At 68.5% G+C, this 16,390-nt stretch carries 14 protein-coding genes; 7 read left to right on the top strand and 7 right to left on the bottom strand.

The window, feature by feature from the left end:
- Positions 1-4: 4 nt before the first annotated feature.
- The 6 genes from HMPREF3014_RS32405 to HMPREF3014_RS32380 form a co-directional block, all read right to left on the bottom strand.
- Positions 5-838 carry a carbohydrate ABC transporter permease gene (locus HMPREF3014_RS32405; RefSeq protein ID WP_023087499.1) on the bottom strand — a complete coding sequence of 278 codons (834 nt, stop codon included), beginning with the start codon at positions 836-838 and terminating at the stop codon, positions 5-7.
- Positions 839-848: 10 nt separating this feature from the next.
- Positions 849-1,781, bottom strand: coding sequence for a carbohydrate ABC transporter permease (locus HMPREF3014_RS32400; protein ID WP_023087500.1), 933 nt, complete (start codon positions 1,779-1,781; stop codon positions 849-851).
- 75 nt (positions 1,782-1,856) lie between these two features.
- On the bottom strand, positions 1,857-3,167 hold the full coding sequence (locus HMPREF3014_RS32395; RefSeq protein ID WP_023087501.1) for an ABC transporter substrate-binding protein: 1,311 nt from the start codon (positions 3,165-3,167) through the stop codon (positions 1,857-1,859).
- 157 nt (positions 3,168-3,324) lie between these two features.
- Entirely contained in the window at positions 3,325-4,230 is a 906-nt protein-coding gene (locus tag HMPREF3014_RS32390; RefSeq protein ID WP_003089438.1) for an AraC family transcriptional regulator, read from the bottom strand.
- A gap of 151 nt (positions 4,231-4,381) precedes the next feature.
- A complete protein-coding gene (locus HMPREF3014_RS32385) occupies positions 4,382-5,722 on the bottom strand; it encodes an aryl-sulfate sulfotransferase (protein ID WP_023086228.1) in 1,341 nt (446 codons plus the stop codon).
- Positions 5,723-5,744: 22 nt separating this feature from the next.
- Positions 5,745-8,114, bottom strand: coding sequence for a TonB-dependent receptor (locus tag HMPREF3014_RS32380; RefSeq protein ID WP_023087502.1), 2,370 nt, complete (start codon positions 8,112-8,114; stop codon positions 5,745-5,747).
- A gap of 149 nt (positions 8,115-8,263) precedes the next feature.
- Between HMPREF3014_RS32380 and HMPREF3014_RS32375 the strand changes: the two genes are divergently transcribed.
- On the top strand, positions 8,264-9,175 hold the full coding sequence (locus HMPREF3014_RS32375; RefSeq protein WP_003105356.1) for a LysR family transcriptional regulator: 912 nt from the start codon (positions 8,264-8,266) through the stop codon (positions 9,173-9,175).
- A gap of 96 nt (positions 9,176-9,271) precedes the next feature.
- A complete protein-coding gene (locus HMPREF3014_RS32370) occupies positions 9,272-10,888 on the top strand; it encodes an alkaline phosphatase family protein (protein ID WP_003114996.1) in 1,617 nt (538 codons plus the stop codon).
- Here the strand turns inward: HMPREF3014_RS32370 and HMPREF3014_RS32365 are convergent, their stop codons facing one another.
- Positions 10,889-11,794: an AraC family transcriptional regulator gene (locus tag HMPREF3014_RS32365; protein WP_003089436.1), complete on the bottom strand. Its 906-nt coding sequence runs from the start codon at positions 11,792-11,794 to the stop codon at positions 10,889-10,891.
- 104 nt (positions 11,795-11,898) lie between these two features.
- Here HMPREF3014_RS32365 and HMPREF3014_RS32360 point away from each other — a divergent pair, with 104 nt between their 5' ends.
- Genes HMPREF3014_RS32360 through HMPREF3014_RS32340 form a run of 5 tightly spaced genes read left to right on the top strand, consistent with a single transcriptional unit; the run spans position 11,899 to position 16,335 of the window.
- On the top strand, positions 11,899-12,459 hold the full coding sequence (locus tag HMPREF3014_RS32360) for a carboxymuconolactone decarboxylase family protein (protein ID WP_003089433.1): 561 nt from the start codon (positions 11,899-11,901) through the stop codon (positions 12,457-12,459).
- Between the two features lie 49 nt (positions 12,460-12,508).
- The gene (locus HMPREF3014_RS32355) at positions 12,509-13,576 is read left to right on the top strand and encodes an acyl-CoA dehydrogenase family protein (RefSeq protein ID WP_003117847.1); all 1,068 of its coding nucleotides are present in this window, start codon (positions 12,509-12,511) and stop codon (positions 13,574-13,576) included.
- A complete protein-coding gene (locus tag HMPREF3014_RS32350) occupies positions 13,573-14,409 on the top strand; it encodes an ABC transporter ATP-binding protein (protein ID WP_003115101.1) in 837 nt (278 codons plus the stop codon). Before HMPREF3014_RS32355 ends, HMPREF3014_RS32350 begins: the two co-directional genes overlap by 4 nt.
- Entirely contained in the window at positions 14,375-15,574 is a 1,200-nt protein-coding gene (locus HMPREF3014_RS32345; protein WP_003122715.1) for an ABC transporter substrate-binding protein, read from the top strand. The genes HMPREF3014_RS32350 and HMPREF3014_RS32345 overlap by 35 nt, the downstream gene beginning before the upstream one ends.
- Positions 15,571-16,335, top strand: a complete 765-nt coding sequence (locus HMPREF3014_RS32340; protein ID WP_003107734.1) for an ABC transporter permease — start codon at positions 15,571-15,573, stop codon at positions 16,333-16,335. Before HMPREF3014_RS32345 ends, HMPREF3014_RS32340 begins: the two co-directional genes overlap by 4 nt.
- Positions 16,336-16,390: the final 55 nt, after the last annotated feature.

Here is a 16,390-nt window from a genome sequence, read left to right as displayed (position 1 = left end):
CGCTTCATTTCACGGCGCCGAAGGAAAGGCCGCGTACCAGCTGCTTCTGGCTGATCCAGCCGAAGACCAGGATCGGCGCGCAGGCGAGGGTGGAGACGGCCGAGAGCTTGGCCCAGAACAGTCCTTCGGGGCTGGAATAGGAGGCGACCAGGGCGGTCAGCGGGGCGGCGGCCGAGGAGGTCAGGTTGAGCGACCAGAAGGCCTCGTTCCAACACAGGATCAGCGACAGCAGCAGGGTCGAGGCGAGCCCGCCGCGGGCGATCGGCAGCAGTACGCGGACGATCTCCTGCCAGGTGCCGGCGCCGTCCAGGCGCGCTGCTTCGAGGATGTCCACGGGGATGTCCTTGAAGTAGGTGTACACCATCCAGACCACGATCGGCAGGTTGATCAGGGTGTAGACGATGATCAGCGCCAGCCGCGAATCGAGCAGGCCGAACTGCTTGGCCAGCAGGTAGATCGGCATCAGTACGCCGACCGGCGGAAGCATCTTGGTCGACAGCATCCAGAGCAGCGTGCGCCTGGTGTGGCGGGTCTCGAAGAAGGCCATGGAGTAGGCCGCCGGCACCGCGACGAGCATGCACAGGAGAGTCGCCGAGGAGGAGATCAGCAGCGAGTTCCAGGCGTAGGCGAAGTAGTCGCTGCGCTCGTTGATGTGCAGGTAGTTCTCCAGGGTCGGCTGGAAGATGAACTGCGGCGGCGTGGCGAAGGCGTCGATCTCGCTCTTGAAGCTGGTCAGCAGCATCCAGAAGATCGGGAAGAACAGCAGCAGGGCGATGCCCCAGCAGAGCAGGCCGAGCAGGGCATTGCGCAGGCGGCGGGATTGCTTGAGTGTCAGCATGGCGGGTTCCTCAGCTGCGCTCGGTAAGGTTCTTGCCGATCATCCGCACCAGCACGATGGCGGCGATATTGGCGATCAGCACCGCGATCAGGCCCCCGGCCGAGGCCATGCCGACATCGAACTGCAGCAGCGCCTGGTTGTAGATCAGGTAGGCGAGGTTGGTCGATTCGTAGCCGGGGCCGCCGCTGGTGGTGGTGAAGATCTCGGCGAACACCGAGAGCAGGAAGATCGTCTCGATCATCAGCACCACCGCGATGGGCCGCGCCAGGTGCGGCAGGGTCAGGTGCCAGAAGATCGCCAGCGGACCGGCGCCGTCGAGGCGGGCAGCCTCCTTCTGCTCCTGGTCGAGGGACTGCATGGCGGTCATCAGGATCAGGATGGCGAAGGGCAGCCATTGCCAGGAGACGATGAGGATGATCGACAGCAGCGGATAGTGCGCCAGCCAATCCACCGGCTCGGCGCCGAACAGGCGCCAGACGGCGGCGAGGATGCCCGAGACCGGGTGGAAGATCAGGTTCTTCCAGAGCAGCGCGCTCACCGTCGGCATGATGAAGAACGGCGAGATCAGCAACACCCGCACCGCGCTGCGGCCGAAGAATTCGCCGGCCTCCAGCAGCGCGGCGATGAGCACGCCGAACGCCACGCTGATCGCCAGCACGCTGCCCACCAGCAGCAGGGTGTTCAGCGCGCCGGGCAGGAAGCCGGCGTCGGTGACGAAGAAGGTGAAGTTCTCCAGGCCGACGAAGGTATTCTCGCCGGGATACAGCAGGTTGTAGCGGATCAGCGAGAAATACAGGGTCATGCCCAGGGGCACGATCATCCACAACAGCAGCAGCGCCACCGAGGGGCTGACCAGGAGCCAGCCAGGGCCGCGCCGGCGGCGCTGGAGACGGCGGCGGGCGGGACGGGCCGGGAGCGGGGTATCGAGGGCCGAGGTGTTCATGGCGACTCCGTCTGGATCTTCAAGGACAAGCGCTCGAGCAGCGCCGCGCCGGGCGCGGCTGCGCCCGGCGGCGGACTACTTCGGATAGCCGGCGCGCTTCATCTCGCGGGCGGTGCTCTGCTGCGCGGCGGCGAGCGCCTGGTCGCTGCTCATCTGCCCGGTGAGGGCGGCGGAGAACAGCTTGCCGACCAGGGTGCCGATGGCCTGGAACTCGGGGATGGTGACCAACTGGATGCCGACATAGGGCACCGGCTTCAGCGTCGGATGGTTGGGATCGACGCGCTTCAGCGATTCCAGGGTGACCCGCGCGAACGGCGCGGCGGCCAGGTAGGCCTCGCTGTAGGTCGAGGCGCGGGTGCCGGGCGGCACGTTGGCTACGCCTTCCCTGTCCGCCACCAGCTTGCCGTACGCCTGCGAGGTGGCCCAGGTGGCGAAGGCCTTCGCCGCGTCCTTGGCGCGCGAGCTGGCGGGAATCGCCAGGGCCCAGGAATACAGCCAGGAGGCGCCCTTGTCGGTGACTTCCCGGGGGGCGAAGGCGAAGCCGGTGGCGTCGGCGACCTTGCTCTGGCTCTTGTCGGTGACGAACGAACCGGCGACGCTGGCGTCCACCCAGATCGCGCACTTGCCGCTGTTGAACAGCGCCAGGTTCTCGTTGAATCCGTTGCTGGAGGCGCCGGGCGGGCCGTACCGCTTGAGGGTGGAGACATAGAAGTCGAGAGCCTTCTTCCATTCGCCGCCGCTGAATTCGGGCTGCCATCGCTCGTCGAACCAGCGTGCGCCGAAGGCGTTGGCCAGGGTGCCGATCAACGCCATGTTCTCGCCCCAGCCGGCCTTGCCGCGCAGGCAGATGCCGTATTGGCCCTGGTCCGGGCGGTTGAGCCTGGCGGCGAATTCGCCGAGCTGGGTCCAGGTCGGCTGCTCGGGCATCCGCAGCCCGGCCTGCTGGAACAGGTCCTTGCGGTAGTAGGTGATCGAGGCTTCGGCGTAGAACGGCAGGGCGTACAGCGTGCCCTTGACGGAGAGACCGTCGCGCACCGAGGGCAACAGGTCGTCCAGGGCGTAGTCGGCGGGCAGCCCGCTCATCGGCTCCAGCCAGCCCTTGGCGCCCCAAAGCGCGGCTTCGTACATGCCGATGGTGAGCAGGTCGAACTGTCCGCCCTGGGTGGCGATGTCGGTGGTCAGGCGCTGGCGCAGGACGTTCTCTTCGAGCACCACCCATTTCAGCGAGATGTCCGGGTGGCTTTCCTCGAACACCTTGGACAGGCGCTGCATGCGGATCATGTCGTTGTTGTTGACCGTGGCGATGGTCAGGGTCTCGGCGCCCTGGGCCAGCAGCGGCAGGGCGAGGCAGGCGGCGGCCAGGCAGGCCTTGATCGAGTCGTTCATCGGTGAACTCCTCTTCCGGGCCGGCGGGCGGCGCGGAAGACATTATTGTTTTTGTGTCGCTCGCTGCCGATTACACAGGCGCGTCACGCAACCGACAAAGCCTCGACTGCACTTCGACCGATACTTTTTTGCACCGCCGGGGTGGGGCGCTGGAGGCTCAGAGCAGGTTCTGCTCGGTCAGCCGCTGGGTCACCAGGCGCCGGTAGCCGGTGGGCGTCATGCCCTTGAGCTGCTGGAAGCGCCGGTTGAAATTGGACAGGTTGCTGAAGCCCGACTCGAAGCACACCTCGGTCACCGGCAGCTCGCTGCGGGCCAGCAGCTCGCAGGACTTGCTGATGCGCAGGCGGTTGACGAACTCGACGAAGCCGCGCCCGGCGGCCTGCTTGAAGAAGCGCGAGAAGTAGGTGGGGGTCATGCCCAGGTGGGCGGCGACCTGCTCCTGGGTGAGGTCCTGGGCGTAGTGCTGGAAGATGTAGTCCACCGCCCGGTTGATCCGTTCGACGTTGTGCTCGTCGGCCAGTTGCGAGGAAGTGACGGTAGAGAGCAACTGGTAGTCCTCGCATTCGGCGAGCTGTTCCATGAGGATAAAAAAGTATCCCAGGCGGGTCATGCCGCCGCTGTCGGCGATGCGTTGCAACAGTCGCCGGCTTTCGCCGATCAGCGCCGGGTCGCGGAACTCGATGCCGTAGCGCGCCCGCGCCAGCAGCGGGGCCAGGCGGTTCAGCTCGGAGAATACGCCGCTGCCGTCCTCCAGCACCTCGTCGGTGAAGTTCACCAGCATGTCGCGCCGGGCCACCACCTCGTCGGGCTCAACCTGGCTGATCCAGTTGTGCGGCAGGTTGGGACCGGTGAGGAACAGGGTGTCGGGGGCGAAGTTGCCGATGTAGTCGCCGATGAATACCTTGCCGGAGCTGGCGACGATCAGGTGCAGCTCGTATTCCTTGTGGAAGTGCCAGCGCACCAGCGGGCTGGGGAAGCCGTGCTGGCGGTAGATCAGCGAATGGCCTTCGTGATCGTCCATCAGCTCGTAGGACGGATCGGTGACTTTGCTGGCTCTGGGCATGGGCGCGGGCCGACCGGGGGAACGAAGGCACATCCTAGCCCGAAGCGGCGGGGCTGTGCAGGGGACCACCCGCGAGCCTCGCTCCCCTGCGTGGCGCCGGGTGGCCGCAGGGGCGGGTAGCGGGCCGTGGCTCTATCCGCCGCCATCCGCTTCAACGCTGCGCCGTGTCCTGCGGCGTGGCGCCGGGAACCGCCAGGTTCACCGCCTTCTCCTCGCGCGGCGTACCTTCGGGCACCCAGTCGTAGGCCACCGGCAGCGCGCGGTAGACCCAGTTGCTCCGGGCGTCGCCGCGCGGCGCCTTGCCGAAGTAGGGGCTGACGTACTCCCAGACGATCTCGCCGCCGGGCGTTACCTGGAAGAAGCGTCCGTTCTGCCCTTCGTCGATCAGCGTATTGCCGTTGGGCAGGCGCCGCGCGCTGCTGATGAAGGCGCTGTAGAAGGCCCAGCCGGGCTGCTGCGAGTCCTCGGCAGTGTATTGCCAGACGATCTGCTTCTTCAGCGGGTCGATTTCCAGTACCCGCGAGCCGGAGACCAGCCCGCGCTGTACCGAGGGGTAACCGGCGTCACCCTGGTTGTCGAACACCAGCAGGTTGCCGGCGCCCGGCAGGCCCTCGGGAATGAGGTGGGCGTCGTGCTGGCCACTGATCTGGTCCACCGGGCGCGGCAGCTTACGGGCGCTCTTCGGGTCGATCGGCGGAAGGTTCGGGCCGAGGCGCCAGACCACCTTGCCGCTGGCCTTGTCGACGATCGCTATGAAGTTGGCGTTGCGTGAGTCGAGCAGCAGGTTGTCCGGGGCGAAGCGCCGGTCGCCGGCAGCGTGCCAGCGGTTCTCGCCGAGCGGGGCGAGGTTGTTGATGTGCAGGTAGTCGGGGTTCTCGCTGGCCCGTACCCGCTTCAACTGGTCGGCGGTGAATCCGAATTCGTCGAGATGCTCCGAAGCGGTCCAGCTCCAGGCCAGCTTGCCCTGCGGCGTGACCTCGTAGATCACGTCATCGATTACCCGGGGCACGGCGAAGCCCTTCACCGCGTGGACCTTGTTCGCCAGCAGCAGGGTGTTGCCGTTGGCCAGCCGGCGCTGGTCGTGGTGCTGATGGGCGGCGCCGCCCGGCGCCTGGTCACCCCAGCGCCAGACCTCCTTGCCATCCCAGTCCAGCTCGCCGAGGGCCTGGTTGGCCAGGCCGTTGCCGGGCGAGGCCAGCTTGTCCGGAGCGGCCAGGTCGGCCAGTTGCAGCAGCACATGGCCGCGCTTGCCGCCGTTCAGGGCCGGGTCGATCACGGCGGCGGGGAAGCCGGGGTAGTCCCAGCGCTTCACCTCGTTGCCGTTCATGTCGATCAGGTGGGTCTTGCGGTCTGCGCCGCTGAAGATCACGTACTGGTTGAAGGCCTTCTGCGGGTCGTAGCGGGTCACTCCGGTGGGGTAGACGCTGGGCGCGGCATGGGCGCCGGCGGCGAGCAGCGCGGCGCTGAGCAGGAGCATCGGGAATCTGGGCATGGCGGGTTCCTCGGCGATCGGTTCAGAAGTCGTAGCGGGCGGTCACGCCCAGGGTGCGCGGCGTGCCGAGCACGCCGGCGTAGCCGCCGTTGGCGGAATTCCAGAGGCTGGTGAAGTAGGTCTTGTCGAAAGCGTTCTTCAGCCACAGGGACAGGTCCCACTGGCCGTCCCCGTAGTCGCCGCGCAGGCCGGCGGAGGCGTTGACCAGGGCGTAGCTGGGGATCTGTCCGTATGTGGAATCGTCGATGGTGCCCACCGCCCTGGAGCGGAACGCGTAGCTGGCGGTGAGGTAGGGCTCCAGGCCATCGTCGAGCTTCCAGCGATACTCGCCATTGAGGTTGGCGATGTACTTCGAGGCACCGACCACCTGGTGCCCGCTGAGGTCGCAGGACGCCGGGGCGCCGGTCTGGAAGGCCACCTCGGGGGCGCACGGAGCGTTCTTGTAGGACAGGTAGCGAACGTCGTTGTAGGACGCATTGAAATTCAGGGTCAGGCCGCGGATCGGCAGGGCCGTCGCTTCGAACTCCAGGCCGCGCGAGCGCACGTCGCCGGCATTGGTCAGGTACTGGGTGCGGTTGGCCTCGTCGTAGGCATTGGCCTGGTAGCCGTGGACCACGGTCCAGAACAGGTTGCCGTTGAGGATCAGGCGGTTGTCGAGGAGGGTGGTCTTCAACCCCAGCTCGGCATCGTTGGCGCGCTCGGTGCCAATCAGCAGCGAGTCGGCACCGGCGCTGGGAGCGCTGGCCACGGTCAGGTTGACGCCGCCGGATTTCTCGCCGTGGGACAGCGAGGCGTAGCCCAGAACCTGGTCGCTGAAGCGGTAGCTGAGGCTGAGCAGAGCGGACGGACTGACGCTGTGCAGGCCGATGTCGCCGCTGTCGTAGGCGCCGACCCTGCCGTTGCGCGCGGCCGCCGCCGCGCCGCTCACCGCGGCGCCGCCGAGCGGGGCGTAGCGTTCGACCCAGGCGGACTTTTCCTCGTAGGTGCCGCGCACGCCGGCGGTGAGGTCCAGGCGCTCGGTTAGGTGCCAGGTGCCCTGGGCGAACAGCGCGTAGCTGTCGGTGTCGATGTGCCCGCGACCGCGGGTGCTGACGTCGCTCAGGGCGCCGGCGGGGGTTCCGTTCCAGATGTCTGCCCTGGGCCCGTAGTCGGTGAAGGACTTGTTGTCGAGGTCCTGGCCGAAGTAGTAGGCGCCGAGCACGTAGTCGAAGAAGCCGCCGCTGGGCGAAGCCAGGCGGATTTCCTGCGACCACTGCTTGTCGCGCACCGAGACTCCGGCGTTATAGGCCGCCGGTACGTCCAGGCCGTCGTCGTTGCGCGGCGTGAAATCCCACCAGCGGTAGGCGCTGATGGAAGTGAGGGTGAAGTCGTTGGCCAGCTTCCAGTTGGCTTCCACCGAGGTTCCGCCCTGGAACACCGTGACCTGCTGGTCCGAGTCGAAGTTGACCTTGCGCCGATGGCCGTCCACCAGCGTCGCGCCGGCCGCGGCGGCGCGCTGTTCGTAGCGGTTCACGCCGTTCACCGTGGGGCCGCTGCTGAACAGGGTAAGGACACCATTGTCGGAGTCTTCCTCGTTGTAGTCGCCGATCCAGCGCAGGCTGAAGTCGTCGTTCGGCTTGAACAGCAACTGCCCGCGGAAACCCTGGCGTGCGCCGCCGTTGAGGGTGTTGCCGTCGTGGAGGTTCTTCACGTAGCCGTCGTCGCGGGTGCGGTAGGCCGACAGGCGCCCGGCGAGGGTCTCGCCGAGCGGTCCGGAAATCGTGCCCCTGGCCTGGAAGTAGCCGTCCTCGCCGCCGGATATCTCAACGCTGCGCTCCGGAGTGAAGCTCGGCGCACGGGTGCCGATGTTGATCACCCCGGCCGTGGTGTTCTTGCCGAACAGGGTGCCCTGCGGGCCGCGCAAGACCTCCAGCTGCTCGATGTCGAGAAGGTCGAACGAGGCCATGCCGGGGCGGCCGAGGTAGACGTTGTCGAGGTACAGCCCGACGCTGCCTTCCAGGCCGTCGCTGGCCGGGTTGTTGCCGAGGCCGCGGATCGACACGCTGGACTGGCGCGCGTGGACGTAGGCGACGTTGGTGCTCGGCACCAGTTGCTGCAGGTCCTGCACCCGGTAGATGCGCTGGCTCTCCAGGGTTTCGCCGCCGAGCACGCTCATCGCGGTGGGCACATCCTGGGAGTTTTCCACCCGTCGCCGCGAGGTCACCGTGACGGTCTGCAGGGTGGTGGCCGGCTGCGCCTGGCGCGCCTCTTCGGTGCCCGCGGGGGTGTCGTCGGCGCCGGCCAGTTGCGCCCCTCCGGCGCAGGCCAGGCAGATCGACAGGGGCAGCAGGCGACGGCGGAACGGTGCGCTGCGGGACGACGGGATGGAGCGGTACGCGGGTCGGCGATTCATGTGTGGGTCCTGGATGAAGGGGTGACTGCTAATTCCGTATGGTTATTTATTTATGTTTTATATTGCTTTTACGGAATAAGAGATTGCCTTTATAAAAAGCCCACGCCGTCCCCGGCAATTGCATTCGCCCGATATTTTCCATGTAGAAAATGCATATCGATCTCCGCCAGCTCCGCCACTTCATCGCCCTTCACGAGCACCGCAGCTTCGTCGCCGCGGCGCTGGCGGTTAACCTTTCGCAATCGGCCTTCAGCCGCAGCATCCAGGCGCTCGAACACAGCGCTGGCTGCCGCCTGGTGGACCGCGCGGCCAAGGACCTACGTCCGACCAAGCAGGGCCTGATCGTCCTCGAACATGCGCGCCGGCTGGTCAGCGGCGCGCACAACCTGGCCAACGAGATCGCCCTGTTCAACGGCCTGGAGGCCGGCGAACTGCGCTTCGGCGCCGGACCGGCTCCCGCCACCTGGCTGGTGCCGCGTGCGGTGGGGCGCTTCAACGTGCGTTATCCGAAGGCGCGGGTGAGTTTCCAGGTCGAACACTGGCAGGCGCTGAACCGCCGCCTGCAGGCCGAGGAGTTCGAGTTCTTCGTCGCCGACACCCGGCATTTCGAGGCCGACCCGCAATACCGGACCTCGCGCCTGCGTCCCCGGCGCTGGCATTTCTGCTGCCGCGAGGGGCATCCGCTGGCCGCTCGCGAGAGCGTTTCCGCCGAGGAGCTGTTGAGCTTCCCGCTGGCGACCAACATCAGCCCGCCGAACATCCGCAAGGTGCTGGTGGACCTCAGCGGGCGTCCCGACTTCCGCCCGGCCATCGAGTGCGAGAACGGCCATAGCCTGCTCGGCGTGGTTCTCGCCTCGGATGCCATCGGCATCAGCAGCGGCCTCGGCGACCTGGCGCCGCCGGGACAGGGAGGCCTGCGTCCGCTGCGGGTGCGCGAGCTGCCCGACGACCTCGACGAACTGCATACCCGCTACGGCATCGTCAGCCGCGCCGGCTACAGCCTGTCGCCGCTGGCGGAGGCGATGATCGACGAACTGAAGCGGGTCGACGACGCCACCTGAATTGCGTCGCACGCATGCCAACTATGTTCCGAATGCGCTTGCCGCCGGACGCGGCGGACCGCGAAATGAAGCGTCGTTTCCTTTTCGCGAGCCGTCATGAGCCAGCCCAAGCCGATCCGCAACGTCCTCTACATCATGTGCGACCAACTGCGTCGCGATTACCTGTCCTGCTACGGCCATCCCTATCTGCACACGCCGAACATCGACCGCCTGGCCGCGGAGGGCGTGCGCTTCGCCCGTGCCTATACCCAGGGCACCATCTGCGGGCCGTCGCGGATGTCCTCGTACACCGGGCGCTACGTCAGCAGCCACCAGGTGGCCTGGAACGCGGTGCCGCTGCCGCTGGAGGAGCTGACCCTGGGCGACTACCTGCGCGCCGCGGGAGTCCGCACCGCGCTGGTCGGCAAGACCCACGCCACGGCCAACCTGGAAGGCATGCGGCGGCTCGGCATCGATCCGGCCAGCGCGCGCGGCGCGGCCCTCGCCGAAGCCGGCTTCGAGCCCTACGACCGCAATGATGGGGTCTACCCGGATGACCCGGCCTTCGCCGACAAGCGCGAACGCGCGCCCTACACCCACTACCTGCGGCGCCTCGGCTTCACCGGCGACAACCCCTGGCACGACTGGGCCAACGCCGCCGCCGGCGCCGACGGGGAAATCCTCAGCGGCTGGCGGATGCGCCATGCCGGATTGCCGACACGCTTGCCGGAGGCGCACAGCGAGACCGCCTATACCACCCGTCGCGCCATGGATTTCATCGACGAGCAGGGCGAGCGTCCCTGGTGCCTGCACCTGTCCTACATCAAGCCGCACTGGCCCTACATCGCGCCGGCGCCGTACCACGCGCTGTACCGCGCCGACCAGGTGCTCCCGGCGCTACGCGCGGCGCCCGGCGAAGAAAGCGACCACCCGGTGTACCGCGCCTTCCGCGAACATCGCGAGAGCCTCAATTTCTCCCGCGAAGACGTGCGCCGGCAGGTGATACCTACCTACATGGGGCTGATCCGCCAGGTCGACGACCAGCTCGGCCGGCTCTTCCAGCACATGCGCGCCAGCGGGCGCTGGGACGATACCCTGATCGTCTTCACCAGTGACCATGGCGATTTCCTCGGCGACCACGGTCTGGGCGAGAAGGAGTTCCTCCTCGAGTCGGCGGTGGGCGTGCCGTTGCTGATCCGCGATCCGCGCCCCGAGGCGGACGCCACCCGCGGCCGGGTGGAGGAGGCGCTGGTGCAGTCCATCGACGTACTGCCGAGCATCCTCGAAGCCTTCGCCGTCGAGCCCGCCAGCCATCGCATCGAGGGCCGTTCGCTGCTGCCCTTCGTCCATGGCGCGCCGCCGGCGGACTGGCGCCGCTACGCCATCGCCGAGTACGACTACGCCTTCCAGGCGCCGGCGCGGGAGCGCCTGGGCCGACCCATCGATGCCTGCCGCATGTACATGGTGCGCAGCGAGCGCTGGAAGTACATCGCCTACGACGGCTTCCGCGCCCAACTGTTCGACCTTGCCAGCGACCCCGGCGAATTGCGCGACCTCGGCGCCGACCCGGCGCATGCGGCGGTGCGCGAGGCCCATGCCGGGATGCTGTTCGACTGGCTGCGCGGGCTGAAGCGGCGGACTACCATCAGCAACGCGGAGATCGACCTGCGCGGCCAGGCGTTCCGCTACGGCGAGCCGGAAGGCGGGCGCCTGGTACCGATCGGTCTCTGGTGATCAGCGGCTGGCCTTGCGATAGGCCCCCGGCTGCTGTCCGGTGGCCTTGTGGAAGGCACGGGTGAAGGCGGCGGTGGACTGGTAGCCGACCGCCGCCGCGACCTCGGCGACGCTGGCGTCGGCGCGCAGCAGGGCGCAGGCGCGGTGCATGCGCAGGGCCAGCAGGACCTGCCCCGGCGACTGACCGCTGAGTTCGTTGAAGCGCTTGAAGAAGGCCGAGCGCGAGAGTCCGGTGCGTTCGGCCATCTGTTCCAGGCTCCAGGGCTGTTCGGGTGCCTCGATCAGCGCTTCCAGCAGGCCGGCGAACTGCGGCTGGCGTGCCAGTGCCACCAGGCCGCCGAGGGTCGGGTTGTCGAGCACCTGCTGGCGCAACACGTAGAGGAACAGCAGGTGGCTGAGGCGCTCCAGCAGAACCGGCGACGGCGCCGGCTGGCGGCGGCACTCGTCGACGATCAGGGCGAACAGGCGTCGCGCCGCGTCCAGCGCCGGATCGCCGGCGCGCAGGATCAGCCAGTCGGGCAGGGCGTCGACGATCAGCCCGGACAATCCCGAATGGAAGTGGAAGAACCCGCAGACCAGGCCGGCACCGTCCGCCGCGTTCCACTCCAGCGCCTGCATTTCGCCACGCGGCTGGCAGCGCGCTGCCTCGGCGGTGGCCTCGCTGGACAGGCGGAACTCGACGTCGCGCAGGAAGAACAGCGCGTCGCCGCTGTCCAGTCGCCAGCCCCGGGCGCTTCCGGCGACGTGCGCCCAGCAGTGTCCCTGCACCACCAGGTGGAAGCTGGCACGCGCCAGACCGTGGGTGGAGGCATGCCAGCCGCCGCAGTAGCGACCGACATGGAACAGGCTGGTGTCGACTTCGAGGCTGTCTAATAACCAATCGACAAGGGGGTTGGACGAATTCATCTAAGGGAAAGACTCAAGAGCAAGTGATAGCGACTTTAGAATATTGAATGGATTTCTTATTACCAAGAGACTTCTTCGACACCTCAACCACCGGAGTCGAAAGCATGTCACGCGTTCCCGTGCTCACCCTGGAAAACGCCCCCGAGGCGGCGCGTCCGTTCCTCCAGACCGCGCTGAACAACTCGGGTTATATCCCGAATCTGCTCGGCGTGCTGGCCAATGCGCCGGCCGCCCTGGAAACCTACCTCACCGTGTCCGGGCTGAACGCCAAGGCCAGCCTCGGCCTGCCCGAGCGGGAAGTGGTGCAACTGGTGGCGGCCACCACCCATGGCTGCGACTTCTGCGTTGCCGGGCACACCGCGGTGGCGCGCAACAAGGCGCGCCTGCCGGAGCCGGTGATCGAGGCCCTGCGCGCCCGCGGCGAACTGCCCGATGCCCGCTACGAAGCCCTGGCCGACTTCACCCGCGCGGTGATCGCCAGCCGCGGTGCGGTCACCGACGAGCAGTTCGAAGCCTTCCGCGCCGCCGGTTTCGACCAGGCCCAGGCCCTGGAAGTGATCCTCGGGGTGAGCCTGGCGACGCTCTGCAACTTCGCCAACGTGTTCGCCCGCACGCCGCTCAATGCCGAGCTGGAGCAATATCGCTGGACCAACCCGCAGGCCTGAGCCTGCGCTTGCCGGGCGGCATGCCGCGCCGGCGCAAGGAGTGACGACCATGCTTGACCCGACCCTGAGCGACTGGCTCGACCGCCAGGCCGACGCCCTCGACCGCGGCGACGCCGATCCCGCCGCGCTGCTGCCGCGCCTGGCCGCAGCCGGCGTGCTCGGCGTGGCGGTGGAGGAACGCCTCGGCGGCGCCGGCGGCACGCTCGCCGACGCGGTGGAGCGGGTGGCCGCGGTGGCGGCGCGCTCGCTGACCGCGGCGTTCGTCTTCTGGGGCCAGCGCGCCTTCATCGAGTACCTGTTGCAGAGTCCCAACCAGGAACTGCGCCAACGCCTGCTCGGCGACCTGCTGGCCGGCCGCCTGGCCGGCGCCACCGGGCTGTCCAACGCGATGAAGTTCCTTTCCGGGATCGAGGCGCTGCAGGTGGTGGCGCACGCGGAGGAGGCCGGCTGGCGCCTGGACGGTCGCCTGCCGTGGGTGACCAACCTGCGCAGCGGCGATTTCGTGGTGGCGGCGGCGATCGAACACGGGGAGGGCGGCAAGCCCTTCGTCCTGGCGATTCCCGAAGGCCTCGCCGGCTTACAGCGCTCGGCGGACCTGCGCCTGCTCGGCCTGCAATGCAGCAACACCGCCGCCCTCGATCTGCGCGCGGTGGCGGTCGGGCGCGACTGGCTGTTGCACGACGACGCCCGGCAGTTCCTGCCACGGGTGCGCCCGGCCTTCCTCGGCCTGCAATGCGGCATGGCCATCGGCCTGGCGCGCCGCGCACTGGACGAAGTGCAGCGGCACCTGGGCGGCAGTCGTTCGCTGCTGGATGGCGAGCTGGCGGCACAGCGCGAAACCCTCGACGGACACGTGGCGGCGCTGCACGCCGGACTGGCCAGCGGCGAGTTCGCCAGCCAGCCGGCACGCCTGTTCCGCATCCGCATCGGGCTCGCCGAAGCCGCCGCCAATGCCGTGCAACTGGAGTTGCAGGCCAGCGGCGGCAAGGCCTACCTGAGCGAGCACGGCGCCGGTTTCGCCCGCCGCTGGCGCGAGTCGGCGTTCGTCCCGATCGTTACGCCGAGCCTGGTGCAACTGCGCGCCGAACTGCAACGCCAGGCCGAGGCCAAGGCATGAGCGAGGCGCTCCTCGACGCTCGCGGGATCGCCCTCGGCTATCCGCGCGGTGCCGGCTGGCAGGCGGTGCTCGGCGATTTCGAATTGCGCCTGGGCGCCGGCGAGGTGGTCTCGATCCTCGGTCCCAGCGGCGTCGGCAAGTCCAGCCTGCTGCGCGTGCTGGCCGGCCTGCAGGAGCCGGCCGCCGGCAGCGTGCGGGTACTCGGCGAGCCCCTGCGCGGACCGCATCCGGGCGTCGCGGTGGCGTTCCAGGACCCCAGCCTGCTGCCCTGGCTGAACCTGGAGAAGAACGTCGCCTTCGGCCTCGATTTCGCCCGCCAGCCGCACCTCGACGCGGCCACCCGCCAGGCCCGCGTCGACCAGGCGATCGCCGCGGTCGGCCTGGAGCACGCCCGTGCCCGCTACCCGGCGCAACTCTCCGGCGGCATGGCCCAGCGCACCGCGCTGGCCCGCTGCCTGGCGCGGCAGCCGAAGGTGCTGCTGCTCGACGAACCTTTCGGCGCGCTGGACGAAGTGACCCGCGCCGACATGCAGCAGCTGCTGCTGCGGGCGATCCACGAGCGCGGCACCGCCGTGGTCCTGATCACCCACGATATCGACGAGGCCCTGCTGCTCTCCGAACGCATCCTGCTACTGGGTGACAGCCCGGCGCGGACCCTCGGCGAGTGGCGCATCGACCTGCCGCAGCCACGCGCGGAGCTGGTCGAGGAACTGGGCGCGTTGCGCATCGAGATCCTGAAAACCCTACGGCGGGCGAGCCGCACCCATGCCCATCCCATCGCTCAGCCGGAGGCCTCCCATGTGCCTGGACGACCCGACCCATTCCCGACGTGACATCCTCAAGCTCGCCGCGCTGCTCAGCGCTGCCGGCGCGTTGCCGCTGCTGAGCAGCCTGCAGGCGCGTGCCGCCGCCGAACCCGACGCGCCGGTGCGCATCGGCTACCTGCCGATCACCGACGCCACGCCCTTGCTGGTGGCCCATGCCAACGGCCTGTTCGAGGCCGAGGGCATCCAGGCCGAACGGCCGGTGCTGTTGCGTAGCTGGGCGCAGGTGATCGAGGCGTTCATCTCCGGCCAGGTCAACGTCATCCACCTGCTGTCGCCGATGACCGTCTGGGCCCGCTACGGCAGCAAGGTGCCGGCCAAGGTGGTGGCCTGGAACCACGTCGGCGGCTCGGGGCTCACGGTGGCTCCGGAGATCGCCGACGTGCGCCAGCTCGGCGGCAAGAGCGTGGCGATCCCGTTCTGGTACTCGATCCACAACGTGGTGTTGCAGCAACTGCTGCGCGACAACGGCCTGCGCGCGGTGAGCCGTGCGGTGGGCGCGGCGCTGGCCGCCGACGAGGTCAACCTGGTGGTGCTGCCGCCTTCGGACATGCCACCGGCGCTGGCCAGCAAGCGCATCCACGGCTACATCGTCGCCGAGCCGTTCAACGCCCTGGCGGAGAACCTCAAGGTCGGCCGGGTACAGCGCTTCACCGGCGATGTCTGGCGCAACCACGCCTGCTGCGTGGTGTTCATGCACGAACACGACCTGGAGCGGCGGCCGCAGTGGTCGCAAAAGGTGGTCAACGCCATCGTCAAGGCCCAGCTATGGACTCGCGGGCACCGCGCCGAGGCCGCACAGTTGCTGTCCAAGGCCGGAGCCAACCGCTACACGCCGCACGCACCGGAGGTCCTCGGCCGGGTGCTGGCGCCGGGCGCCGAGGAGCAGCAGGCCTATCTCGCCAGCGGCGCGATCCGCCACGCCGACTGGCAGGAGCGGCGCATCGACTTCCAGCCCTATCCCTATCCGAGCTATACCGAGGAACTGGTGCGGCGGCTGAAGGACACCCTGATCGAAGGCAATAATGCCTTCCTCGCCAGCCTCGATCCGCGCCAGGTGGCCAGTGACCTGGTGGACGACCGCTTCGTCCGCCAGGCCCTGGCAGAGGTCGGCGGGCTGCAGGCGTTCGGCCTCGCCGAGGGCTTCCAGCGCAGCGAGGAGATCAGCCCGTGAGGCAGACGCTGCGCCAGGGCGCGCTAGGCGTCGCCGGGCTGTTGACGCTGTTCGCCCTGTGGTGGCTCGGCGTGGCCCTGTTCGGCGCCGCCGACGGCCTTTCGGCACGCTTCTCGCCGCAGGCGACGTTGCTCAGCCTGGGTGAACTGCTGGAACGCCGCGAACTCTACGAGCACGTGCTGGTGAGCCTGAAACGGGTCCTGCTGGGCTTGTTCCTGGCGCTGCTGGTGGGAGTGCCGCTGGGGCTGCTGGTGGGCGCCTCGCGCAACCTGGAAGCGGCGACCACTCCGGCGTTCCAGTTCCTGCGGATGATCTCGCCGCTGTCGTGGATGCCCATCGCGGTGATGCTGATGGGCGTGGGCGACCAGCCGATCTATTTCCTGCTGGCCTTCGCCGCGCTCTGGCCGATCCTGCTGAATACCGCCGCCGGCGTGCGCCAGCTCGACCCGCGCTGGCTGCAACTGAGCCGCAGCCTCGCCGCCACGCCCTGGGAAACCCTGCGCCGGGTGATCCTGCCGGGCATCCTCGGCCATGTGCTGACCGGCGTGCGCCTGGCCATCGGCATCCTCTGGATCGTCCTGGTGCCCTGCGAGATGCTTGGCGTCAGCGCCGGGCTCGGCTACTACATCCTCGACACCCGCGACCGCCTGGCGTACTCCGAGCTGATGGCGATGGTGCTGCTGATCGGCCTGCTCGGCTACCTGCTCGACGCGGCGGCGCGCGGACTCTACCGGCGCTGGGCGCACGGGGCGCTCGGGTAGGACGAGGTACCGGTGCGCTGGCGGATAGCGCTGGGGCGCTATTCGCCCTACGGGT

This window comes from Pseudomonas sp. HMSC065H01 (assembly GCF_001815235.1).
Lineage (GTDB): Bacteria > Pseudomonadota > Gammaproteobacteria > Pseudomonadales > Pseudomonadaceae > Pseudomonas > Pseudomonas aeruginosa.
This window is presented reverse-complemented; position numbering and strand designations above follow the sequence as displayed.